Below are 24275 nucleotides of genomic sequence, written 5' to 3' on the forward strand. Positions count from 1 at the left end.
AAGATGAAACAACCTCCTGTAAATATAAAGAATAAACGGGCTACGTTTGATTACGAGCTGATAGATACCTACACAGCAGGTATTGTATTGACCGGTACGGAAATAAAATCCATTCGTTTGGGAAAAGCCAGTCTGGTAGATACGTTTTGCTATTTTACGAAAGGCGAATTGTGGGTGAAGAATATGCACATCGCCGAATATTTCTATGGATCGTACAATAACCATACGGCACGTAGAGAGAGGAAGTTGTTGCTTAATAAAAAAGAATTGGAGAAACTTCAGCGGGAGATGAAAAATCCCGGCTTTACGATTGTCCCTGTACGCTTGTTTATCAATGAAAAAGGTTTGGCGAAACTGGTAGTCGCTTTGGCGAAAGGTAAGAAAGAATATGATAAACGAGAATCTATAAAGGAGAAAGACGACCGTAGAGATATGGCAAGAATGTTCAAGCGGTAAAGAAAATCGCTATAAGATAAACGCTGGACTGCGAAGAGTCTGGCAGAAGATGGCAGAGTAGGTAATTAGGTATTAATGTGATAGGGTAATGAAAAAGACAATTTCTCAAGTCGTATCCGAGCGCATCCTTATTCTGGATGGGGCAATGGGTACAATGATTCAACAATATAACCTCAAGGAAGAAGATTTTCGTGGTGAACGGTTTGCGCATATCCCCGGACAGTTGAAAGGGAATAACGACTTATTGTGTCTCACACGTCCCGACGTGATTCAGGATATTCATCGTAAATACCTGGAAGCAGGTGCGGATATCATCGAAACCAATACATTCAGTTCGACTACAGTTTCTATGGCTGATTATCACGTAGAAGAATACGTGCGTGAGATGAATCTGGCAGCCGTAAAACTAGCCCGTGATCTTGCCGACGAGTACACTGCAAAGAATCCCGATAAACCGCGTTTTGTAGCCGGCTCTGTAGGCCCAACCAATAAAACCTGCTCTATGAGCCCGGACGTGAACAATCCGGCTTATCGTGCTTTGAGTTACGACGAACTGGCTGCATCCTATCAGCAACAGATGGAAGCAATGCTTGAAGGTGGCGTAGACGCCATTCTGATCGAAACAATCTTTGATACCCTGAATGCTAAAGCTGCTATTTTTGCAGCCGAACAAGCAATGAAAGCAACAGGTGTCGAAGTGCCTGTCATGTTATCTGTAACGGTGTCTGATATTGGCGGACGAACATTGTCCGGCCAGACATTGGACGCATTTCTTGCTTCCGTGCAACATGCCAATATCTTTTCTGTCGGTTTAAACTGTTCTTTCGGAGCCCGCCAATTGAAACCATTCCTTGAACAACTGGCAGCTCGTGCACCTTATTATATTAGTGCTTATCCGAATGCCGGATTACCGAATAGCCTGGGTAAGTATGACCAGACACCTGCTGATATGGCTCACGAAGTGAGAGAATATATTGAAGAAGGACTAATCAATATCATTGGCGGCTGTTGTGGAACGACGGATGCCTATATTGCCGAATATCCCGCCCTCGTGAAAGGTGCTAAACCACACGTCCCTGCTCTTGCACCGGATTGTATGTGGCTTTCCGGGCTTGAACTATTGGAAGTCAAACCGGAAATTAATTTTGTAAATGTTGGCGAACGTTGCAACGTAGCCGGTTCTCGTAAGTTTCTCCGTCTGGTAAACGAAAAGAAATATGATGAAGCTCTCTCCATCGCCCGTCAACAAGTGGAAGATGGTGCCTTGGTGATTGACGTCAATATGGATGACGGACTGTTGGACGCAAAGACAGAGATGACTACTTTCCTGAATCTTATCATGTCCGAACCGGAAATAGCCCGTGTTCCGGTAATGATTGACTCTTCCAAATGGGAAGTGATTGAAGCCGGCCTGAAATGTCTGCAAGGAAAGTCAATCGTTAACTCCATTTCTCTGAAAGAAGGCGAGGACGTTTTCCTCGAACATGCCCGTATCATCCGCCAATATGGAGCGGCCGCCGTCGTAATGGCTTTTGATGAGAAAGGTCAGGCAGATACAGCCGCCCGTAAAATAGAAGTTTGCGAACGGGCTTACCGTCTTTTGGTAGATAAAGTAGGTTTTAATCCTCATGATATTATTTTTGACCCCAATGTACTTGCCGTAGCCACAGGGATCGAAGAACATAATAACTATGCCGTAGATTTCATTGAAGCTACCGCATGGATCAAAAAGAATCTTCCGGGTGCTCATATTAGCGGAGGAGTCAGTAACCTTTCTTTCTCTTTCCGTGGCAATAATTATATCCGTGAGGCGATGCACGCTGTATTCCTTTATCATGCCATTCAGCGAGGAATGGACATGGGGATTGTGAATCCGGGTACTTCCGTGTTATATAGTGATATCCCGACCGATGTATTGGAAAAGATAGAAGATGTCGTCTTGAATCGTCGTCCGGACGCAGCGGAACGTCTGATAGAATTGGCGGAATCGCTGAAAGCAACTATGAGCGGAACTGCCGGACAACCAGCTGCCAAACAAGATGCGTGGAGAGAAGAATCCGTTCAGGAACGCTTGAAATATGCCTTGATGAAAGGAATCGGAGATTTCCTTGAACAGGATTTGGCGGAAGCATTGCCGCTTTATGATAAAGCAGTCGATGTGATTGAAGGCCCGTTGATGGATGGAATGAATTATGTAGGCGAGTTGTTTGGTGCCGGTAAGATGTTCCTTCCCCAGGTTGTGAAGACTGCCCGTACGATGAAAAAAGCCGTAGCTATCCTGCAACCGATTATCGAATCGGAAAAAGTGGAAGGAAGCGCCGCGGCTGGAAAAGTGTTGCTGGCAACTGTAAAGGGCGATGTGCACGATATTGGAAAAAATATTGTAGCGGTGGTGATGGCTTGCAATGGTTATGATATTGTAGACTTGGGAGTGATGGTGCCGGCGGAAACCATTGTGCAGCGTGCCATTGAAGAAAAAGTGGATATGATCGGATTGAGTGGTCTGATTACTCCCTCTTTGGAAGAAATGGCGCATGTGGCTTTGGAACTCGAAAAAGCAGGACTGGATATTCCTCTTCTGATTGGTGGGGCCACTACATCGAAAATGCATACGGCATTGAAGATTGCTCCTGTCTATCACGCTCCGGTGGTACATCTGAAAGATGCTTCCCAGAATGCAAGTGTTGCTTCCAAATTATTGAATCCACAGCTGAAAGCCGAATTGGTGAACGAACTGAATAGCGAATATGAGGTGCTTCGTGAAAAAAGCGGTCTGCTGAAACGTGAAACGGTTTCATTGGAAGAGGCGCAGAAAAATAAGTTGAATCTGTTTTAAATAGTATCACAATGAAAAAGATTTTCTCTTTCTTATGTCTGATTGCAGCAATAGTTGTTGCTATGAGCGCATGTTCTTCTACCAAAGAAGAAAAAGGAACGTCCGAAACCGGAAATGCTGCTTTGGATAATATCTTCGCACGTAAAAGTGTGCGTACTTATCTGAATAAGGGAGTGGAGAAAGAGAAAATAGACTTGATGCTTCGTGCCGGAATGGCTGCCCCTTCGGGTAAAGATGTCCGTCCTTGGGAGTTTATAGTAGTATCCGACCGTGCCAAACTGGATTCAATGGCTGCTGCGCTTCCTTATGCAAAGATGTTAACCCAAGCCCGTAACGCTATCATTGTCTGCGGAGATTCTGTACGTTCGTCTTATTGGTATTTGGATTGTTCAGCAGCAGCGCAAAATATTCTGCTGGCTGCCGAAAGTCTGGGACTGGGGGCTGTATGGACGGCTGCCTATCCTTATGAAGACCGTATGCAGGTGGTACGCAAATATACCAATCTACCTGATAATATCCTTCCGCTTTGTGTCATTCCTTTCGGCTATCCGGCTACAAAAGAGAACCCGAAACAGAAATTTGACGAGAAAAAGATACATTATAATCAGTATTAGTAAGCAAAAGTTTTGTCTTTTCAATAATTTCCTTACATTTGCAACGCTAATTAAAATCTGATACGCAAATGTTTGGAATAGACGACCCTTTTATAATTCTGCCTTACCTTCTTTCAGTGGTATGTGTGATCTTTGCTGCCTGGTTTGGGCTGAAGTATTGGAATAAGGACGACGAAAAAGACGAAACTCGATGAATACATTTACACTCGGCTTGATTGTGATAGGATATCTCCTGTCACTTGCTTACCTCGGCTTTTTGGGATACAAGAAAACAACGAATACCAGTGACTATCTGGTAGGCGGACGTCAGATGAATCCTATTGTTATGGCACTTTCTTACGGTGCTACGTTTATCTCTGCATCTGCTATTGTAGGTTTTGGAGGAGTGGCGGCAGCTTTCGGAATGGGTATTCAGTGGCTCTGTTTCCTGAATATGTTTATTGGGGTTGTCATTGCTTTTATCTTTTTCGGTTTACGCACCCGGCGTATGGGTGCAAAACTGAATGTGAGCACTTTTCCTCAATTATTAGGGCGTCATTTTCGTTCCCGTAATATACAGGTATTTATTGCTGCTGTTATTTTTGTCGGAATGCCGCTTTATGCAGCAGTTGTGATGAAAGGTGGAGCTGTATTTATCGAACAGATCTTTCAGATTGATTTCAATATCTCTTTGTTGATATTTACATTGGTTATTGCTGCTTATGTTATTGCAGGCGGTATGAAAGGAGTCATGTATACAGATGCGTTGCAGGCAGTAATCATGTTCGGTTGCATGCTGTTTCTATTATTCTCTTTATACCAGGTGCTCGGTATGGGTTTTACCGAGGCGAATAAAGAGTTGACTGCTATTGCTCCGTTAGTCCCGGAAAAATTTAAAGCATTGGGACATCAGGGATGGACTGCAATGCCTGTTACAGGTTCACCGCAATGGTACTCACTTGTTACTTCCCTTATTTTAGGAGTAGGAATCGGATGTCTTGCGCAACCCCAGCTAGTGGTTCGTTTTATGACTGTGGAAAGTAGCAAACAATTAAACCGCGGTGTATTTATCGGTTGTTTCTTTTTGATTATAACAGTAGGAGCTATCTATCATGCCGGAGCTTTGAGTAACCTTTTCTTCCTGAAAACAGAAGGAGCGGTTGCTACCGAAGTAGTGCAGGACATCGATAAGATTATTCCATATTTTATTAATAAAGCGATGCCCGACTGGTTTGCCGCACTCTTTATGTTATGTATCCTTTCGGCCAGTATGTCTACACTAAGCTCGCAGTTCCATACAATGGGGGCTTCGGTAGGTTCTGATATCTATGGAACTTATAAACCCCGTTCGCGGAATAAACTGACCAACGTGATTCGTCTGGGAGTATTGTTCTCTATTCTGGTCAGCTACATTATTTGCTATATGTTGCCTCATGATATTATCGCCCGTGGAACTTCTATCTTTATGGGGATTTGTGCTGCAGCTTTCCTTCCAGCCTATTTCTGTGCTTTATATTGGAAGAAAGCTACTAAGCAGGGTGTCATGGCAAGTCTTTGGGTCGGAACAATCGGTAGCCTGTTTGCCCTTGTATTTCTTCATCAGAAAGAATCTGCAGCATTAGGTATCTGCAAAGCATTATTTGGACGGGATGTATTGATTACCACTTATCCTTTCCCTGTGATTGATCCGATATTATTTGCCTTACCATTATCTGTATTAGCCATCATCGTAATCAGCTTAGTAACCAAAAAATAAGTATTAAGTAAGTATCAAGTATTAAGTATTACGCCATGCGGATAAGCACCTCAAAGGCCACGGTTAATACTTAATACTTGATACTTAATATTAATCATGCTTTTATTTTCTTCTTGTAGGATTCGTAGCGCGACATGATATCACGGACGAAATTGTAAGTCTCGATACCACGGAAATACCCGTTTTTGCAGACAGGGTCGGTAAAGTATTCTTCGTTGCTTTTGAGCAGGATGAAGTTTTCTACATTGTCTTTCCATACTAGTTTGTTCTTTCCGTATTTTTCGGCTAGCGCCATGGCATCGTATATATGTCCCAAGCCGGCATTATAAGATGCCAGAATGAAGTTAAGTCGTTCCTGTTTGTCGGGAATCATACTGAAACTGCGGTCGGTGGCGGCGATATATTTAATAGCCGCTTTCACACTTTCCTCCGGGTTCTGCTCCTTGCCGGGAGGTACTCCCATTGCCCGGGCGGTGGCAGGCATTAACTGCATCAGTCCTTTAGCGCCGGCCCAGGAAACAGCGGTGGTATCGAAATTAGATTCTGTATAGGCTAGTGACGCCAGCATACGCCAATCCCATCCGATATCTTTGGAATACTTTCTGAATAAATCATCATAATGAGAAATTTTCCCCTCTTTCAATGAAAGGATAGGAGAGTGGGGCATCATTTTACTATTCTCAAAATAACGTTTCATACTGGCTGTGTAGGCAGGAGAGGTCATATTTTCCTGATGCCATTTAGTAGCGGCGGCTGCCAGTTCGGGGCTGTCTTTTCGTACTGCCCACGAAGACCGTTGATCGAAACTGATAGATAGATCGATATTTAAATTAGGATAATAGGTCTTATTTAATTTTGCCAAGTCATTGTCGGCTACTGTATACGGGATTTTTCCTTGCGCCACTTGCGTTATCAAGTCCTCGATGGTAGTACTGTCATTGGTAACTTCATGAATCCGGATGCCGCCTCCTAATTCGCTGTTCAGATTGACGAGGCGGTCGTAATATTTCCCCGGCTTTACGTATATATCTTTTCCTACCAGTTCGGTTACGTCTTTTAATGGCTTCTGTTTTCCTCTTCCTTGCTGAACAATCACTTGATGGGTGATGACATCTTCACCACAATAAAGCAGACTGTCTTTCCACTCTTTGGTGATAGGCAGATTATAGGCAATCATATCTCCTTCGCCTGCCAGCAATTTTTGAATCATCTCGTCAACGCTTTTGGCAACTTCAATCCTAAGCTTTAGTCCCAGACTTTTGGCAAACTGCTCGCTAAGTTCATACTGGAATCCCATTTCCTGTCCCCGATAAATAAAATAGGAAGTAGAGCTATACAATGTCAATACAACGAGTTCGCCACTATCTTTTATTTGTGGAAGATCACGTGCGGATTCATCCGTTGTACTATGTTGTTTGTTCCGGCATCCGAACACACAACAGAACAATACGAGGAATAAAGGGATAATCAGTGTCTTGACATTCATACCTGACATTTTGCTTTTAACTCTCAACTCTCCATTCTCCACTCTCAACTCTTCAAGTGTTTCTTGATGTACATAGTCAGTATATCAATAGCTACCTTATTACTGCCGCCTTCCGGTACAATAAGGTCGGCATATCGTTTGCAAGGTTCGATAAATTGCAGGTGCATAGGCTTTAAAACCCGTGTATAACGTTCCATTACAGCTTCGGCAGTACGTCCGCGCTCAATAACATCTCTTTGGATAACACGTATCAGGCGTTCGTCGGGATCGGCATCTACAAAGATTTTAAGATCCATCATATTGCGCAGCTTTTTATCACACAAAGCAAGGATTCCCTCAATGATAACCACTTCGCGAGGTTCAATGTGGATTGTTTCGGACTGGCGCGTACAAGTGAGATAAGAATAAGTTGGCTGTTCGATACTTTTTCCCTCTTTCAGCATCATGATATGTTTGGAAAGCAAACTCCATTCAAAAGCATCGGGATGGTCAAAATTGATATTCTGGCGTTCTTCAACCGGGACATGGCTACTGTCTTTGTAGTATGAATCCTGTGGTAAGAGTACTACTTCTCCTGCGGGGAGGCTTTCTATTATTTTCCGTACGACGGTGGTCTTTCCGGAGCCCGTTCCGCCTGCTATTCCTATAATTAACATCTCTTTAAATGTATATTTGAACCAAATAGAGTATTTTTGCATTTCTATTAATGCAATGTATGCATTAACAAGACAAATATAGAAACAATTCATTAAAATAACAACGTAATGGTAAAACACATCGTATTATTTAAGTTAAAAGACGAAGTTCCTGCTGAAGAGAAACTGATAGTCATGACTAAATTCAAGGAAGCAATAGAAGCTCTTCCTGCTAAAATCTCTGTAATTCGCAAAGTGGAAGTCGGATTGAATATGAATCCCGGTGAAACATGGAACATAGCGCTTTACAGTGAGTTTGATACATTAGAAGATGTGAAATTCTATGCAACGCATCCCGACCACGTAGCTGCCGGCAAGATTCTGGCTGAAACGAAGGAAAGCCGTGCATGCGTAGACTATGAATTATAAATTAAAAAATAAAGATGAGAAAAATAATTTCTTTCCTGCTTTTAAGCTTTGTTGTATATGCATTGCAAGCGCAGATCAAGGATCCGGTAAAGTTTAAAACAGAGCTGACAACTCTCTCCGATACGGAGGCAGAAGTGGTGTTTACAGCTACCATTGATAAAGGTTGGCATGTTTATTCTACCGACCTGGGAGATGGCGGTCCTATTTCTGCAACATTTAATGTTGATAATAAATCAGGTGTCGAACTTGTCGGTAAACTGAAGCCTGTGGGCAAAGAAGTAGCTACTTTCGATAAATTGTTCGAAATGAAGGTACGTTATTTCGAGAATACAGCAAAGTTTGTACAGAAAGTGAAATTTACGGGTGGAGCTTACGCGATAGAAGGTTATCTGGAATACGGAGCTTGTGATGACGAGAGCTGCCTGCCCCCTACTCAAGTGCCATTCAAGTTTTCGGGAGTAGCGAAAGCCGGAAATGCTGCCGCAACGAAAACAGAACAACCGAAAGCAGAACAACCGGAACAAAAAGTAGTGGATAAGGCAGATAAGAAAGAAGGGGCAACTCCTGTTGCTTCGAAAGATTCATCTGCTATGATGGAATTGGTTCCTGCAACTACAACGGAGGCTATTACGGATATTCAGCCGGCTGTTACCTCCAGTGAACTTTGGAAACCCGTTATCAGTGATCTGCAAGCATTAGGCGAAGAGCACGGTCAGGAGGATATGTCTTGGATATATATATTCATTACAGGTTTTCTTGGAGGATTATTGGCCTTGTTCACTCCTTGTGTATGGCCGATTATTCCGATGACAGTCAGCTTTTTTCTGAAGCGTAGTAAAGATAAAAAGAAAGGAATTCGTGATGCGTGGACGTATGGGGCATCTATCGTAGTGATTTATGTGGCATTAGGTTTGGCTATTACGTTAATTTTCGGTGCCAGTGCATTAAACGCTTTATCTACCAATGCTATTTTCAATATTCTCTTCTTCCTGATGCTGGTGATTTTTGCGGCTTCATTCTTTGGAGCGTTTGAAATCAGACTACCCTCGAAATGGGGAAACGCAGTAGATAGCAAAGCGGAATCTACGACCGGATTACTAAGTATTTTCCTGATGGCTTTTACGCTTTCATTGGTATCTTTCTCTTGTACAGGTCCGATTATCGGATTTCTGCTGGTACAGGTATCTACCACAGGAAGTGTGGTTGCTCCGGCAATCGGTATGTTGGGATTTGCCATTGCTTTGGCATTGCCGTTTACACTTTTTGCCCTGTTCCCGTCTTGGCTGAAATCTATGCCGAAGTCCGGTGGATGGATGAATGTAATCAAAGTAACGCTGGGTTTCCTCGAATTGGCGTTTGCGCTTAAATTCTTGTCGGTAGCTGACTTGGCTTATGGTTGGAGACTGCTTGACCGTGAAACATTCCTGGCTCTGTGGATTGTAATCTTTGCTTTGCTTGGATTCTATCTGTTGGGTAAGATCAAATTTCCGCATGATGACGATGATAATAAGGTGGGAGTCACCCGCTTCTTTATGGCATTAATCTCTTTAGCGTTTGCCGTATATATGGTTCCTGGTTTGTGGGGAGCACCATTGAAGGCTGTATCTGCATTTGCTCCGCCTATGCAGACGCAAGACTTCAATTTGTATAAGAACGAGGTACATGCGAAATTCGATGATTATGATTTAGGCATGGAATATGCCCGTCTGAACGGAAAACCCGTTATGCTCGACTTTACCGGATATGGTTGCGTAAACTGTCGTAAGATGGAAGCAGCGGTGTGGACTGATCCGAAAGTGAGTGATTTGATTAATAACGATTATGTACTGATTACTCTCTACGTGGATAATAAGACTCCGTTGACCGAGCCCGTAAAGATAATCGAGAACGGTACAGAACGTACTTTGCGTACTGTCGGCGATAAATGGAGTTATCTGCAACGTGTGAAATTCGGAGCCAACGCCCAGCCTTTCTATGTATTGTTGGACAATCAGGGCAAACCGTTGAATAAGTCGTATGCTTATAACGAAGATATTCCTAAGTATATCGAATTCTTGCAGACCGGATTGGAGAATTATAAGAAAGGGAAAAATTAAAATCTTCGATAAGGCACTGTCTTGAATGATAAATGAAATAAAAGCGGTCTCATCTTTTCGGTGAGATCGCTTTTATTTTTTTATTTCAGAAAAAATACATACGTTTGTAACATCATAACAATACCTTTGTGCCCAAAAATAAAGAAAATATGTACGCAACAGACACTCTTGTAAATGAACGGGAATTGGTTCTCCGTCTGATAGACGGAGATGAAGAGGCCTTTTGCGAACTTTATGCCGCTTACAAGAATCGTTTGCTCTACTTCGCCCTGAAGTTCGTCAAGTCGCGTGAATTTGCTGAAGATATTTTTCAGGATGCATTTACGGTAGTCTGGCAAACTCGTCGTTTCATCAATCCCGAAGCCTCTTTTTCTTCCTACCTTTATACCATCGTACGTAATCGTATTCTGAATCAGTTGCGTGACATGGCTAATGAAGATCAGCTGAAAGAACAGATTCTTTCTCAAGCGATCGATTCAACTAACGAAACCAATAACCATATTTTGCTCAATGATTTGAAAGAGATTGTTGCCCGTGCATTGGAACAATTGACACCCCGCCAACGGGAAGTGTTCAAAATGAGCCGTGAGTTACAGATGTCTCATAAAGAAATAGCCGAAGCGTTGGGTGTCTCTGTTCATACGGTGCAGGAACATATTTCTGTTTCTCTGAAAGTGATTCGTTCTTATCTGACTAAATATTCAAGTACATCAGCTGATATACTTTTGATTCTATTTTGTTTAAACTTATAATAAATGTTAATCACACCCTAGCTCTTTCTTACTTTTGTGTATTACTTATACAAAGGGAAGGAAATTAATATCCTTATTTTGAATGTATGATGAAAGATACTAAAACAGAAAAAGATAAATTGCATCGTTACCTGGATGACCTTTATACCCGGGAAGAGGCTTCGCAACTTTTGCAAAGCATAAAAGAGGCAGAAAACCAAGATTTATTGGATGAACTGGCAGCAGAGGTTTGGGAAGAATCCGGGAACTTGCAACCTGCTACTGATTTGGAACGGGAAAAATATAAGAGAGAGGCACGTCAGTTATTGAAACGTATTGAACACAAAAAACGTACCTGGTTCCGTCGGGCATCTGTGGTGGCGGTTAGTACGGCGGCTGTCATAGCCATTATAATAGGGAGTGTCAACTTTTTCCGGTATATGAATGAGCAGCAGGTCACGCTTGCCGAAGTCACTACTTCTTTTGGTGAAAAAAGGCAAGTGACTTTGCCGGATGGAACTCTTTTGGTATTGAATTCTTGTTCTCAAGTGCGTTATCCGGAACGTTTTGTGGGAGATAGCCGTGAAATAGAACTTGAAGGTGAGGGATATTTCCGTGTTGCCCGTAATGAAAAGATGCCATTTATTGTAAAGACGAAGCGGCTGGATGTTCGGGTATTGGGTACTCGTTTTGATGTCAAGTCCTATTCAACGGATGAGATTGTATCTGTGAGTGTGGAGAGTGGTAAAGTACAGGTTGATTTACCGGAAGCGATGATGAGGCTGACTGCCAAAGAGCAAGTGCTTATCAATACGGTTTCCGGTGAATATAGCAAGAAAACAGAAGACAGGGGAGTGGCTGTCTGGATGAAAGGAGGTTTACGTTTCTACAGTACACCGATTCGGGATGTGGCAAAAGAACTGGAGCGTGTATATAATTGCCGGATTACTTTTGCTCCCGGTCAGGATTTCAACAACTTGATTACCGGTGAGCACGATAATAAGAGTCTGGAGGCCGTACTTAAATCCATCGAATTTATCAGTGGTGATATCAAATATAAGAAAGAAGGTATTAATGTCCTTCTTTATAAAGAATGAGATGAAGAAAAGATAATGTTCAACCTTTAAAAGAATAATAGATGAAAACAGCCCCTTCATGAACCTCCCTAAAATGATAGAAGCACTCCAAAGGAATGCCCCTATCCGCAATCCGGACGGATATTCATAAGCTTCGACCCAAATGAATAACGTATCGCGCATTGCTCGTTTTTAATAACTTTAGTCAATTACTAAAACGCACAAATTTATGAATAATCTTCTTATTTGTAAAGGGATAAGTAAAAATAGCTGTTCGTTTTTAGCTTTTTTACTATTCACCTTCATTTTAATTGTTCCGGCTGCTGCTCAAACACTGAAAGAGCACGATATAACGCTTCGCGTGCAAAATGAGCCGGTAGAAAGTGTTTTCAATAAAATCAGCAAACAGACTAATTTTAAATTTCTCTATGACCAGGAGACAGTGAACAAAGCTCCGAGAGTTTCTTTCGACATTAAAAATGCTTCATTAAAACAGATTCTGGGCGAGATAACCACCCAGGCCAAACTTTATTTCAATAGGACCGATCATACAATTGCTGTCAGCAAACAGCCGCTTAAAAAGGAAGAAACAGCTCAACGCACACGCACTATCCAGGGAATTGTTGCAGATGATAAAGGAGAACCGGTGATTGGTGCCAGTGTTCAGATTAAAGGAGAAGGCAGTGGTACCATTACCGATATCGACGGACGTTATTCAATCATGAATGTACCGGAATCTGCCACACTGACTATTTCTTATATCGGCTATAAAACTGTGAATATCTCTGCAAAAGATAAGAATACGGCAAAAATCACGTTGGTGGAAGATAGTAAGATGATCGATGAAGTAGTCGTGGTAGGCTATGGTGTTCAGAGAAAAAGAGATGTTTCTACTTCTATTTCTTCCGTGAAAGCCGAACAAATAGCAGAAGTTTCCGCTTCCGATTTTCGTCAGGCGTTGGCGGGAAAAATGCCGGGAGTACAGGTTACGCAACCTAGTGGTGATCCGGAAGGAAGCGTAAGTATCCGTGTTCGTGGTATCAGCACAGTGAATGCAGGTAGTGATCCTCTCTATATTATCGACGGTGTACCGGTGGAACGTGGATTTGCCAATCTGAATAATAATGATGTTGAATCTGTAGAAGTTTTGAAAGATGCTTCTTCGGCAGCTATTTATGGTAGTCGTGGATCGAATGGTGTAATTATTATCACAACCAAACAGGGGCAGTCGGAGAAAATGAAAGTGCAGTATGATGGATATTATGGTATCCAGAGTGTTTCGAAGAAACTTTCAATGATGAATGCATATCAGTTTGCCGAATTTGCAAAAGATGGGCATGACAACGCCTATCTGGATGCCAATCCCGGTGGATCACCGGACGATCCGAATGGAATGCGTCCCAACTCATGGGAACGTATCCCCACTGAACTCTTTCCTTATCTGAATGGTGACAAAGGACTGACCGATACGGACTGGCAAGACGCTATATTCCGTACTGCTGCTACTACCAGCCACAATGTATCTATTTCCGGCAGAGGAAAAACAGTCGGTTATTTTATTTCAGCCAACTATTATGATAAAGAAGGTATTATCATTAATTCCGATTTTAAGAAATATAGTATGCGTATGAATTTGGACGGGAAATATAAAAGGCTGAAATTCGGTCTGAATTTTTCTCCTTCTTATTCTACTTCCAACCGGGTAGATGCTTCCGGGTCTAACGGTATTGTGCAATCAGCCTTGATGATGCCTCCGGTATGGCCGGTGTATAATGCGGATGGAAGCTATAACTATCAGGGAAACGGATATTGGAGAATTGGAAATGACTATCAGCACAATGCCGTATTAAACCCGGTAGCCATGGCAAACCTCCAATCGGATGTTGTAGATCGTATGGCTATTGTGGGAAAAGTCTTTGCGGAATTGGAGTTATATAAAGGGCTTACCTATAACATTTCTTTTGGTGGTGATTATTACGGTTCACATAACGATCAATACCGTTCATCGGAGCTTCCGTTATTAGGACAGAAATATTATGATGTGAAGTCGAATCCTACTGCATACAGTTCATCCGGTTTTTATTTCAACTGGTTGGTTGAGAATAAAATCAATTATAATACGACCATCAAGGATGTTCATTCTATCAATGTCGTTTTAGTGCAATCGGCTCAAAAAGAAACATATAAAGGTGATAATGTGACGGCTACCGATTTCCCGAATGACTACATACAAACGATTTCCGGAGGTACGGTGACGAAAGGTGCATCTGATAAAACACAGTGGACAATTGCTTCTTATCTGGCACGTGTACAGTATAGCTATAAAGGTAAGTATATGGCTTCAGCAGCCATTCGTGCAGACGGTTCTTCCCGTTTTGGAAAAAACAACCGTTGGGGATATTTTCCTTCTGCTTCTTTTGCATGGAGAATAAGTGGAGAAGACTTTTTCACGAAAGCAAAATTCCTGTCATTTGTTGATGACTTGAAACTTAGAGCCAGTTATGGGGTTACCGGTAATTTCCAGATTGGTAATTATGACCACCTGTCTCTGATGGCTTCCGATAATTATATACTCGGTACAGGCAATGGGCAGTTGGTGAATGGATATAAACCTAGTACCATAAAGAATGAGGATTTGAGTTGGGAAAAGAATGCGATGGTGAATGTGGGTCTTGATTTACAAATGTTCAAAGGATTGCTGGGACTGACTGTGGATTATTATAATACCAACACTTCTAATATGTTGTTGAACGTACCTGTTCCTCATCTGACCGGATATAGCACTGCATTGATGAATATCGGTAAAGTAAACAACAGGGGATGGGAAATAGCATTGACCTCGCAGAAGAATATAACGAAAGATTTCGGTTATTCATTCAATGCCAATTATGCTACGAATACAAACGAAGTAAAGGCACTCGGTCCGGGTAATGCTCCTATCATATCTACCGGTAGCGTAGATCATGCGTATTACATAACGAAAGTTGGTGAACCTATCGGCTGTTATTATCTGTTGGTGCAGGATGGTATTTTCTCCAATGAAGAAGAATTAAAGAAATATCCTCATTTCAGCAATACCAAGCCCGGAGATTTCCGGTTTGTGGATGTAGATGGAGACGGTGTGATGGACTTGGATAAAGACCGTACGATAGTAGGTAACTATATGCCTGATTTTACCTATGGATTCGGGGGAAAAGTGTGGTTTAAGGGATTTGATCTAGATTTCAATTTCCAGGGAGTGTATGGTAATGAGATTCTGAACTTGAATCGCCGTTACATTGATAATCTGGAAGGCAATACCAATGGCACTACCATCGCCTTGAATCGTTGGAAGAGTCCGGAAGATCCGGGAAACGGTCAGGTGAATCGTGCCAATCGTAAATCAAAAGGTTATAATGGACGTACGTCAACCTGGCATTTGGAAGATGGCTCTTATCTGCGGTTGCAGAATGTGACACTGGGATATACTCTGCCGAAGAATCTGACCCAGCGCTTTTTTGTAGAAAAGTTGAGAGTATACGTTTCCGGACAAAATCTCTGGACTTCAACTAATTATAGCGGATACAATCCGGAAGTGAATGCCCGGCCGTCTAATTCTCTTTCACCGGGTGAGGACTATGGTACTTATCCATTGGCTAAAACATTCTTATTCGGATTGAATATAACTCTTTAATCATCCTTTAAAATACACGTTGTATGAAAAAATATAAACTAATACTATTCTTGTCAACTGCTTTTCTATCAGTTGCCTGTACAGATAGTTTCTTCGATTTGGAACCAAGTAGCAGTGTGCCTACCGATAAGGTATATAAGACAGCAGACGATTTTAATGTAGCTGTGATGGGATGTTACTCTAAATTGCAGACACAGGTTTCCTATTTTACGGAGTGTTGCGAATATCGGAGTGATAATTTGACATTGAGCGCACCTACTGCCGGAACGCAGGACCGTTATGATATCGATCAGTTTGCAGATAAAGCTTCTAATGGAATCCTGGAAAATGCTTGGGCGAATTTTAATAATGGAGTGTATCGTTGTAATCTTATATTAGATAGGATTGATGAAGCCAACTTTGACGCTACTCTGAAAAAACAATATAAAGGAGAAGCCCTTTTCATTCGTGCACTTACTTATTTTAATATGTACCGTCTGTGGGGAGGAATACCGATGACTAATAAGGTGGTAACAGTGGCCGAAGCTCTGAAAATCGGACGTAGTTCAGACCAGCAGGTTTATGATTTCCTTGTCGGTGATTTGAATCAGGTTATTAATGAAAGTATGTTGCCGTCTTCTTATGCAAGTGCCGATATGGGACGAGTGACTTCCGGTGCTGCAATGGCACTGCTCGGCAAGATTTACCTCACTTTCCATAAATGGACGGAAGCTCGAAATGTGTTATCTCAATTGATAGGTAAGTATTCTCTGATGACTACTCCGGACCGGGTTTTTGATGTAAATAATAAAATGAATGATGAGATCATTTTTGCTGTTCGCTTTAATAAGGATGTGGAAGGAGAAGGGCATGGATACTGGTTCTCTATTATTAACCTGACCGACGATACCAATCAGACAAAAGCGCTGAAAGAATGTTATAAAGACGGGGATAAGCGGAAAGATTTGATTACTTATGTAAAGGTGGAAGATAAGGTCTGTGTCATGAATAAATTTAAAGATATCAAGAGTGCGACTTATAACACTGTTGGTAATGACCAGATTATTCTCCGTTATGCCGATGTATTGTTGATGTACGCAGAAGCTTTGAATGAAATAAGCTATAGTAATTTGCAGAATTCAGAAGCCTTGGTTGCTTTGAATGCCGTACATACCCGTGCCGGATTGTCTCCGATTTTGATTACAGAGTTACCCGACCAGGATAGTTTCCGTAATGCGATTATGCTGGAACGTCAACAGGAATTTCCTTATGAGGGACAGCGTTGGTTCGATTTGGTACGTATGGGAGGTGCTAAGGAAGCCATGAAAGCGGAAGGACATATTATTCAGGATTACCAATTCCTGTATCCTATTCCCAAAACGGAATTGGAAAGAATAAACAACACAGAATTGTTGTGGCAGAATACGGGATATTAATAGGGTTAAACTAAAAGAATTCAGACAATGAAAAAAATAATATATAGCTTGTTGTTTATTCTCACAGTAGTTTTTACTGCTTGTGAAGAAGAGCTGCCAAAAGCGAATTTCGATTTATATGAACTGAAGTCACTTACGGCAACAGCCGGAGATATGAATGTGACTCTTGCTTGGGAGGCATACGAAAATGCCCGGCCTAATGAATATTTGATTCTTTGGACTTCCGGATCGTCAGACGCGGAAGGAGGTGAGATGACTGTGGATGCAAAAACAATGACTGCCACAATCAATAATCTGGTGAATGACGTTGCTTACACTTTTTCTGTACAGCCTCGTTATACAGGAGGATTGGCTAGTAAAACTACCGCTGCCTGTACGCCGAAGAATGCGAGATACCCGATTTCTGATCTGACGGCAGCAGCCGGCAATGAAAGAGTGCGTTTAAGATGGACAAAACCTGCCAGTGAACGTTTTACCCGTTATCAGGTTACTGTTAATCCGGGCAATCAGATTATCAATCTGGATGATACTTCATTGGAAGAATACATTGTTGACGGGTTGACTAACGATCAGGAATATACGTTCAACGTAGTTTGTGTTTATCCTACGGGCAATTCTATTCCAGTGGAGACTTCAGCTACTCCGGGATTGATCTATCCTATTCTTGCCAATACGGAACTGGTCGTGTGGGAACCTTGCGCCTTTGCTTATAACGATATGTATTTTATGGCAGGTGAAGTGAAATCGGTAAGCTGGGATTTTGGTGATGGTACGACATCAGGAGAAAACAATCCTGTACATGCATTTGCTACTACCGGAACTTATACAGTAGCTGTCACGGTGACTTATGTAAATAACACAACCGAGTCGGGTAGTCTGGCTGTTACAGTCGGCAATTATAAATGGAATTCTGTCGATTTGAACTTTGGCGGACTTACCGGATATGTAAAGACTTCCAATCCGGTGTTCTCTCCGGATGGAAAAACAATGTACATCCCAACATCTACTCCTGCAGGGCATTTATTTGCTATTGATGTAGTGAGCGGTGAATTCAAATGGGTGTTTGCTATCAGTCAGATAACGTATGGTGGAGGTGCGTTAGTGGCTTCTGATGGTACCATATATCAGTGTGTAAGAAATGCTACTATTAATAATGTATATGCTATAAATCCAAATGGAACCCAAAAGTGGGCGGTTAAATTGGATGCTGCGGTAGGTGCTTTTCCTGCATTGTCTGTCGATGGTGTTCTTTACTGTCTTACTAATAAGAGTACGTTGTATGCCCTCGATGCATCCAGTGGCGTTATAAAATGGCAACAATCCCTTGACGGAGCAACAGGTAGTGCGGTAGCTATTGATAAAGCCGGAAATGTTTATGCGGGTACAAGTGCTGCTATTTATGCTTTTAAACCGAATAAGGATCAGATATGGAAATTGGAAGAAGTAAATGTGACAGAACAGGCTACGTTTGCTTTGAAAGATCAGATGCTTTATGCGACGTTGAAAGGAGGCGGACTTGTTGCTGTCGATATGACAAACGGGACAAAGAAATGGACGTATCCGACTACGAAAGGAGATGCCTATTTCCCGATTGTAGATAAAAATGGTAATATCTACTTTACGGAGAAAGGATCGCAGACAGTTCATGCAGTAAATGCCAACGGGGCTAAAATCTGGGAGAAAAAAGTAGGCAACAATTTGAATTACAGTGGAGGTGCCTTGAGCACGGATGGTATTCTTTATATAGGTACTCAATCAGGAAACAAAGTATTGGGACTTGATATTACTAATGGAAACATTGTTTTTGAAGAAACTGTAGGACAACAAGTCATGGCAGCTGTTACTATTGGTCCGGACAAACGGCTTTATTGCGGAACGATCGGATCTGGTAATATAGGTGCTGTCAAAGCATTTGATATCAATAAGACTTTGGAGACAGACTCCTGGAGTATTCGTGGTGGTGATATTCAAGGTACAAACCGTCAAAAGTAAGTGATAATGAGAATCTCGGTTTTTATTGTATTTATGACGATGACAATGGGAGTATATGCACAGAAATATAAAGTAGGTACTACTACAGCTTTGTGGAAAGTACCTGCTTCCACAGATTTTTCTCAAGCTCGGTCTGTGGGGCTAGAGTATGTGGAAGTTGCATTTAACCAGTGTTATAGAGGCGTTCCGGCAAATGAGGTCATTCCTCGTGTTCGGGATATGAAAGCAAAAATTGATAGTGCCGGTATCAAAGTCTGGTCTATACATCTTCCTTTTTCCCGCACGCTGGATATATCGGTTCTCGATGAAAAGAAAAGGAAAGAAAATGTAGATTTTATGGCGGAGATGATTGAACAGTGTGCTCAATTTCAACCGAAATGTTTAGTTCTGCATCCAAGTTCCGAACCGATTGACGACAGTATTCGGGCACAAAGAATAGCCAATGCTTCCAGGTCTATCGCTTATCTGAAGAAGTATGCGGATCAGATAGGAGCACAGTTATGTATAGAGAATCTGCCGCGGACTTGTCTGGGAAATACTCCTGAAGAACTTTGGGAGATTATCAAAGACATTCCCGGTGTGAAGGTTTGTTTTGATACCAATCATTATACAAAAGGAACGACGGAACATTTTGTAGAAACCATTGGTGAACGTATTGGCACCATACATGCTTCGGATTTTGATTTTGTCAACGAGTGCCACTGGCTTCCTACGCAAGGCGATATTAAGTGGGGAAAGTTAATGCACGCACTCGAAGGAGTCGGTTATGAAGGAGTTTTCATGTATGAAGCGACTAAAGATCATGAAAGCCATGATACACGTCCAACACCGGAACGGGTCGTTGAAACTTTCAATAAAATAATAAATGATTATAAAACACTGAAATAAGATGGATATAATAAGAAAAATTCAATATTTACTGTTTTGCCTTTTGGCAATAGGTTTTGTTGCTTGCGATGATGATGACAACAACAGTACCGAAACAGGTTATGAAGGAATCCTTGCTCAATTGGCAGAGGAAGTGGATGCCACAGCACAACAGTTGTGGAGTTCTTCTCCTTTGATTGTCAATGCCGGACGTACTGCTACTTTGACCAAAATTCAGGGGTATGCGGATAAATGTAAAAATGATTATTTTGTCAGCTATCTGAATGGCTTCGACCAAGCAAGTACAAGTATGGAAAAGTGCGATCCTATTATCTATTTTTATCGGAGTGCATTTGACCGCGTGATGGATGGAATTAAAAACTCAAAAGTGGAAAATGGTACGGCAGAGATTTGGGCACTCTATAATATGGGGTATGTGGTTAAGACTCCGTCAGGGTGTTTTGCTATTGACATATCTCATCGTTGGGCAAAAGAACTGGCACCTTATATTGATTTTCTCTGCGTCACTCATAAGCATTCCGATCATTATAACAATGATCTTATTCAGGCTATGTTTGATTTAGGCAAACCGGTATTGTCTAACTACTTGAAGGATACGACATATCCTTATACCGCAAAAGGAGATAAAGATTATGAAATAGGAAAATTCAAAATTAAAACCTGTATCACCGATCACAACAATTCCGGGTTATCTAATTTTGTGACTGTATTTTCGATTGATTGTGGTGAAGATACCGGTAACTTCGTCTTTATGCATGTAGGAGACTCCAACTATAAACCGGAACAATATACGAATCTGGCTTCTCATGTGAATGTATTGATACCACGTTACGCTCCCAATGCACTGACTGAAAATAATATTCTGGGTTCAGGTGCAGGGCAGGTAGAACCGGATTATGTCTTGTTATCGCATATTCTGGAACTTGCTCATGCAGGTGTTGACGAATCGAGATGGTCATTGGAACTGGCACTCGAACGGGCTTCGAAGATTAACTGTGAACAGACCTATGTACCAATGTGGGGAGAAAAAATGGTCTGGAAAAACAATAAACTGAATTAAAATTCTTAATGTTTGCATTTATGAAACGGATATGTAACTTCATACTTCTTCTATGTTTGGTACAACTGGCTGTTGCCCAAAATAGAATAACTGAAATCAGAGAAAACCTGTTAGGAAATCATCCTGATAAAATACTGGTTGTATCACATCGGGCTGACTGGCGTAATGCTCCGGAAAACTCATTGCAAGGTATACAGAATTGCATTGATATGGGAGTCGATATGGTAGAGATCGATTTGAAAAGAACCAAAGACGGACATTTGGTAGTGATGCATGATAAAACTATCAATCGCACCATGAACGGAAAAGGGCTGGTAGAAGATTATACATTAGCGGAATTGAAAGCAATGCGTCTTAAAAATGGGGTCGCTTGTAAAACAAGACATCAGATTCCTACATTGGAGGAAGTCATGTTGCTCTGCAAAGGTAAGATAATGGTAAATATTGATAAGGGCTATGATTATTTTCAGGAGGCTTATGCCGTACTTAAGAAGACAGGAACAGTCGACCAGTGTGTTATCAAAGCCGGGCTTCCTTATGAACAAGTGAAAACTGAAAACGGTGCTGTGTTGGATAAAGTAATTTTTATGCCTATTGTACAGTTGCACAAAGAAGGAGCCGAAGCTATTATTGATAGTTACCAGACACACATGAAGCCTGCTGCTTATGAATTAGTATTCGACAATGATAGCCCGGAGGTTCTTAACCTGATAAAGAAAGTGCGTGATACAGGTTCTAACTTGTTTATCAATTCTCTTTGGCCCGAACTATGTGGCGGTCATGATGATGACCGTGCGGTGGAACTCCATCAACCGGAAGAAAGCTGGGGATGGATCATTAATCAGGGAGCGAAATTAATTCAAACCGATCGTCCTGCTCTGTTATTGGAGTATCTGCGCAAAAAGAAACTTCACGACTAACCGTATTTCTTCATGTTAAAACAGCTTATAAACTTTTACAAGGTCTCTTCACCGGGACCTTGTAACGGGGAGGCTTTGTCCTCTTCCGATGAACGTCGTCTGAAGTATCTGAAATGGTCTACCTTCCTTTCGGCAACTTTTGGCTACGGTATGTATTACGTTTGCCGCCTTAGCCTGAACGTCGTAAAGAAGCCCATCGTAGAGGAAGGAATCTTCTCTGAAACGGAACTGGGAATAATCGGTTCCGTATTATTCTTCACTTACGCCCTCGGAAAGTTCACGAATGGTTTCCTTGCCGACCGTAGCAATATCAATCGCTTCATGACTACCGGTTTATTGGTTACGGCATTAGTGAACTTATGTCTCGGCTTTACCAATTCTTTTATTCTGTTTGCTGTCCTTTGGGGGATTAGCGGCTGGTTTCAGTCTATGGGGGCCGCCTCCTGTGTGGTTGGTCTTTCCCGTTGGTTCACGGACAAAGAACGCGGTTCCTATTACGGATTTTGGTCTGCCAGCCATAACATCGGTGAGGCGTTAACCTTTTTGATTATTGCGTCTATTGTCAGTGTCTTGGGTTGGCGATACGGCTTCTTCGGAGCCGGTATTGTCGGTTTGCTTGGAGCTTTAATCGTGTGGAAGTTCTTTCATGACACTCCCGAGAGTAAGGGTTTCCCTCCGGTGAATGTTCCCAAACAGAAAAAAGAGATGAGTGCAACAGAAACGGCGGATTTCAATAAAGCACAGCGCCAGGTGTTGATGATGCCTGCCATTTGGATTCTTGCCCTTTCGAGTGCTTTTATGTATATCAGTCGTTATGCGATAAACAGCTGGGGCGTCTTTTACTTGGAAGCTCAAAAAGGGTATTCTACCCTGGATGCCAGTTTTATCATTTCTATCTGTCCGGTTTGTGGTATCATTGGTACGATGTTTTCCGGAGTGATTTCGGATAAATTGTTTGGTGGTCGTCGCAATGTTCCTGCCTTAATCTTCGGATTGATGAATGTATTTGCACTTTGCCTTTTCCTGTTGGTTCCGGGCGTACATTTTTGGATAGATGTATTGGCTATGATTCTTTTTGGTTTAGGAATTGGAGTACTAATTTGCTTTTTGGGTGGTTTGATGGCTGTCGATATTGCTCCTCGCAATGCATCGGGAGCTGCATTGGGAGTTGTTGGCATTGCCAGTTATATTGGTGCCGGATTGCAGGATGTGATGAGTGGTATACTGATAGAAGGGCAAAAAACGGTTCAGAACGGAGTTGATGTTTATGACTTCACCTATATCAATTGGTTTTGGATAGGGGCGGCTTTATTGTCAGTTTTTTGTGCATTGTTAGTTTGGAATGCGAAGCCAAAATAATAGTTGAATATTAGTGTTTTACTTAGATACTTTTTTCCTTTTAAACCAACGGGGCGTTTCTTTTAAAGGAACGACCCGTTTCTCACCGAGAAACAAAGTGTTCCTTTTAATGCAACATTAGCAGTCTTTTCAGTATTATTTCAGTATCATGCTTTTCCTTTGCCGGAGATAATTTATTATCTTTGTAACTTTAACCCGATAATCAATGAGTAGAATAATATTAAATACTAAGATTTGGCTGTTTGTGTTGTTGTTTGGAATGTCGTTTCCCGCATGGGCACAAAGTGATGATTTCACTACATGGACCAAGTTTAAAGTGAACCATAAGATAGATTCTCGGTTCTCTGTTTCAGGCGATTTAGAATTGCGTATGAAAGATGATGTAAGCCGGTTAGATCGTTGGGGACTGACAGTTGGTGGAAGTTATCGCCCTTGTTCTTTTTTGAATCTGGGGGTGGGATATGAAACCCACCTTCGGAACTTGGGTGATTCAGAATGGAAATTTAGACATCGCTATCATATATCTGCCACTGCCACCTTTCGTTATCAATGGTTAAAAGTGTCTTTGCGGGAGAGGTTTCAGCAGACTTATGACCGTGGTGATTCTGAAACTCGTCTACGTTCTCGTTTGAAGTTATCCTATGCTCCTACAAAAGGAATCGTTTCACCTTATTTCTCTGTTGAAATTTATCAAAGTTTGGATGACACCTCTTTTTGGAGAGCAGACCGTATGCGTTATCGTCCTGGAGTAGAGATTGCTTTAGCCAAACGTTGGTCATTAGATGCATTTTATTGTTATCAATATGCTTCTTCGCAAGGTAGACACATTGTCGGAATAGAAGTGGGATATTCTTTTTGAAATAAAAGACGAATA

The 24275-nt window shown here is 41.8% G+C and carries 19 protein-coding genes; 17 read left to right on the forward strand and 2 right to left on the reverse strand.

Annotated features, from left to right (window positions below; genetic code table 11):
- Positions 1-3 precede the first annotated feature (3 nt).
- From smpB to INE92_RS03155, 5 genes are all read left to right on the forward strand, one after another.
- On the forward strand, positions 4-456 hold the full coding sequence (gene smpB / locus INE92_RS03140) for an SsrA-binding protein (protein WP_008643258.1): 453 nt from the start codon (positions 4-6) through the stop codon (positions 454-456).
- An 88-nt stretch (positions 457-544) separates the two neighbouring features.
- Positions 545-3292: a methionine synthase gene (gene metH, locus INE92_RS03145; RefSeq protein ID WP_015532797.1), complete on the forward strand. Its 2748-nt coding sequence runs from the start codon at positions 545-547 to the stop codon at positions 3290-3292.
- An 11-nt stretch (positions 3293-3303) separates the two neighbouring features.
- Positions 3304-3906 carry a nitroreductase family protein gene (locus INE92_RS03150; protein WP_004315984.1) on the forward strand — a complete coding sequence of 201 codons (603 nt, stop codon included), beginning with the start codon at positions 3304-3306 and terminating at the stop codon, positions 3904-3906.
- Between the two features lie 68 nt (positions 3907-3974).
- The gene (locus INE92_RS27145; protein WP_004296931.1) at positions 3975-4100 is read left to right on the forward strand and encodes a symporter small accessory protein; all 126 of its coding nucleotides are present in this window, start codon (positions 3975-3977) and stop codon (positions 4098-4100) included.
- Positions 4097-5641, forward strand: coding sequence for a sodium:solute symporter family protein (locus INE92_RS03155; protein WP_015532799.1), 1545 nt, complete (start codon positions 4097-4099; stop codon positions 5639-5641). The genes INE92_RS27145 and INE92_RS03155 overlap by 4 nt, the downstream gene beginning before the upstream one ends.
- A 94-nt stretch (positions 5642-5735) precedes the next feature.
- Here INE92_RS03155 and INE92_RS03160 read toward each other — a convergent pair whose 3' ends face one another.
- Complete coding sequence (locus INE92_RS03160; protein ID WP_032811731.1) at positions 5736-7127, reverse strand: MltF family protein; 1392 nt, start codon at positions 7125-7127, stop codon at positions 5736-5738.
- 44 nt (positions 7128-7171) lie between these two features.
- On the reverse strand, positions 7172-7825 hold the full coding sequence (gene udk / locus INE92_RS03165) for a uridine kinase (RefSeq protein WP_182429350.1): 654 nt from the start codon (positions 7823-7825) through the stop codon (positions 7172-7174).
- Positions 7826-7891: 66 nt separating this feature from the next.
- Between udk and INE92_RS03170 the strand changes: the two genes are divergently transcribed.
- The 12 genes from INE92_RS03170 (at position 7892) to INE92_RS03225 (ending at position 24260) form a co-directional block, all read left to right on the forward strand.
- A complete protein-coding gene (locus INE92_RS03170; protein WP_015532802.1) occupies positions 7892-8191 on the forward strand; it encodes a Dabb family protein in 300 nt (99 codons plus the stop codon).
- A gap of 14 nt (positions 8192-8205) precedes the next feature.
- Complete coding sequence (locus INE92_RS03175) at positions 8206-10287, forward strand: protein-disulfide reductase DsbD family protein (protein WP_015532803.1); 2082 nt, start codon at positions 8206-8208, stop codon at positions 10285-10287.
- A 149-nt stretch (positions 10288-10436) separates the two neighbouring features.
- A complete protein-coding gene (locus INE92_RS03180) occupies positions 10437-11039 on the forward strand; it encodes an RNA polymerase sigma-70 factor (RefSeq protein ID WP_009040891.1) in 603 nt (200 codons plus the stop codon).
- A gap of 86 nt (positions 11040-11125) precedes the next feature.
- Complete coding sequence (locus INE92_RS03185) at positions 11126-12115, forward strand: FecR family protein (RefSeq protein ID WP_015532804.1); 990 nt, start codon at positions 11126-11128, stop codon at positions 12113-12115.
- A 208-nt stretch (positions 12116-12323) separates the two neighbouring features.
- Positions 12324-15767: a TonB-dependent receptor gene (locus INE92_RS03190; protein WP_015532805.1), complete on the forward strand. Its 3444-nt coding sequence runs from the start codon at positions 12324-12326 to the stop codon at positions 15765-15767.
- 23 nt (positions 15768-15790) lie between these two features.
- Positions 15791-17182 (forward strand): RagB/SusD family nutrient uptake outer membrane protein, encoded by a 1392-nt coding sequence (locus INE92_RS03195; protein ID WP_015532806.1) that lies wholly within the window; start codon positions 15791-15793, stop codon positions 17180-17182.
- 27 nt (positions 17183-17209) lie between these two features.
- Positions 17210-19174 (forward strand): outer membrane protein assembly factor BamB family protein, encoded by a 1965-nt coding sequence (locus INE92_RS03200; protein ID WP_009040895.1) that lies wholly within the window; start codon positions 17210-17212, stop codon positions 19172-19174.
- Positions 19175-19180: 6 nt separating this feature from the next.
- Positions 19181-20062, forward strand: a complete 882-nt coding sequence (locus INE92_RS03205; protein ID WP_008021743.1) for a sugar phosphate isomerase/epimerase family protein — start codon at positions 19181-19183, stop codon at positions 20060-20062.
- A gap of 1 nt (position 20063) precedes the next feature.
- Entirely contained in the window at positions 20064-21122 is a 1059-nt protein-coding gene (locus INE92_RS03210; protein WP_015532807.1) for an MBL fold metallo-hydrolase, read from the forward strand.
- Positions 21123-21142: 20 nt separating this feature from the next.
- On the forward strand, positions 21143-22042 hold the full coding sequence (locus INE92_RS03215) for a glycerophosphodiester phosphodiesterase family protein (RefSeq protein WP_032811830.1): 900 nt from the start codon (positions 21143-21145) through the stop codon (positions 22040-22042).
- Between the two features lie 12 nt (positions 22043-22054).
- Positions 22055-23401 (forward strand): MFS transporter, encoded by a 1347-nt coding sequence (locus tag INE92_RS03220; protein ID WP_015532808.1) that lies wholly within the window; start codon positions 22055-22057, stop codon positions 23399-23401.
- Between the two features lie 205 nt (positions 23402-23606).
- Positions 23607-24260, forward strand: a complete 654-nt coding sequence (locus INE92_RS03225; RefSeq protein ID WP_192919012.1) for a DUF2490 domain-containing protein — start codon at positions 23607-23609, stop codon at positions 24258-24260.
- Positions 24261-24275: the final 15 nt, after the last annotated feature.

It is taken from the genome of Bacteroides xylanisolvens, from assembly GCF_018289135.1.
GTDB lineage: Bacteria > Bacteroidota > Bacteroidia > Bacteroidales > Bacteroidaceae > Bacteroides > Bacteroides xylanisolvens.

Bases quoted from the DNA above. Each gene is read 5' to 3' on its own strand.
- INE92_RS03150 (WP_004315984.1), top strand. From the start codon at position 3,304: ATGAAAAAGATTTTCTCTTTCTTATGTCTGATTGCAGCAATAGTTGTT.
- INE92_RS03210 (WP_015532807.1), top strand. From the start codon at position 20,064: ATGGATATAATAAGAAAAATTCAATATTTACTGTTTTGCCTTTTGGCA.
- INE92_RS03180 (WP_009040891.1), top strand. From the start codon at position 10,437: ATGTACGCAACAGACACTCTTGTAAATGAACGGGAATTGGTTCTCCGT.
- metH (WP_015532797.1), top strand. From the start codon at position 545: ATGAAAAAGACAATTTCTCAAGTCGTATCCGAGCGCATCCTTATTCTG.
- INE92_RS03185 (WP_015532804.1), top strand. From the start codon at position 11,126: ATGATGAAAGATACTAAAACAGAAAAAGATAAATTGCATCGTTACCTG.
- INE92_RS03215 (WP_032811830.1), top strand. From the start codon at position 21,143: ATGAAACGGATATGTAACTTCATACTTCTTCTATGTTTGGTACAACTG.
- INE92_RS03175 (WP_015532803.1), top strand. From the start codon at position 8,206: ATGAGAAAAATAATTTCTTTCCTGCTTTTAAGCTTTGTTGTATATGCA.
- INE92_RS03205 (WP_008021743.1), top strand. From the start codon at position 19,181: ATGAGAATCTCGGTTTTTATTGTATTTATGACGATGACAATGGGAGTA.
- INE92_RS03190 (WP_015532805.1), top strand. From the start codon at position 12,324: ATGAATAATCTTCTTATTTGTAAAGGGATAAGTAAAAATAGCTGTTCG.
- INE92_RS03170 (WP_015532802.1), top strand. From the start codon at position 7,892: ATGGTAAAACACATCGTATTATTTAAGTTAAAAGACGAAGTTCCTGCT.
- INE92_RS03200 (WP_009040895.1), top strand. From the start codon at position 17,210: ATGAAAAAAATAATATATAGCTTGTTGTTTATTCTCACAGTAGTTTTT.
- INE92_RS03160 (WP_032811731.1), bottom strand. From the start codon at position 7,127: ATGAATGTCAAGACACTGATTATCCCTTTATTCCTCGTATTGTTCTGT.
- smpB (WP_008643258.1), top strand. From the start codon at position 4: ATGAAACAACCTCCTGTAAATATAAAGAATAAACGGGCTACGTTTGAT.
- udk (WP_182429350.1), bottom strand. From the start codon at position 7,825: ATGCAAAAATACTCTATTTGGTTCAAATATACATTTAAAGAGATGTTA.
- INE92_RS03225 (WP_192919012.1), top strand. From the start codon at position 23,607: ATGAGTAGAATAATATTAAATACTAAGATTTGGCTGTTTGTGTTGTTG.
- INE92_RS03195 (WP_015532806.1), top strand. From the start codon at position 15,791: ATGAAAAAATATAAACTAATACTATTCTTGTCAACTGCTTTTCTATCA.
- INE92_RS03220 (WP_015532808.1), top strand. From the start codon at position 22,055: ATGTTAAAACAGCTTATAAACTTTTACAAGGTCTCTTCACCGGGACCT.
- INE92_RS27145 (WP_004296931.1), top strand. From the start codon at position 3,975: ATGTTTGGAATAGACGACCCTTTTATAATTCTGCCTTACCTTCTTTCA.
- INE92_RS03155 (WP_015532799.1), top strand. From the start codon at position 4,097: ATGAATACATTTACACTCGGCTTGATTGTGATAGGATATCTCCTGTCA.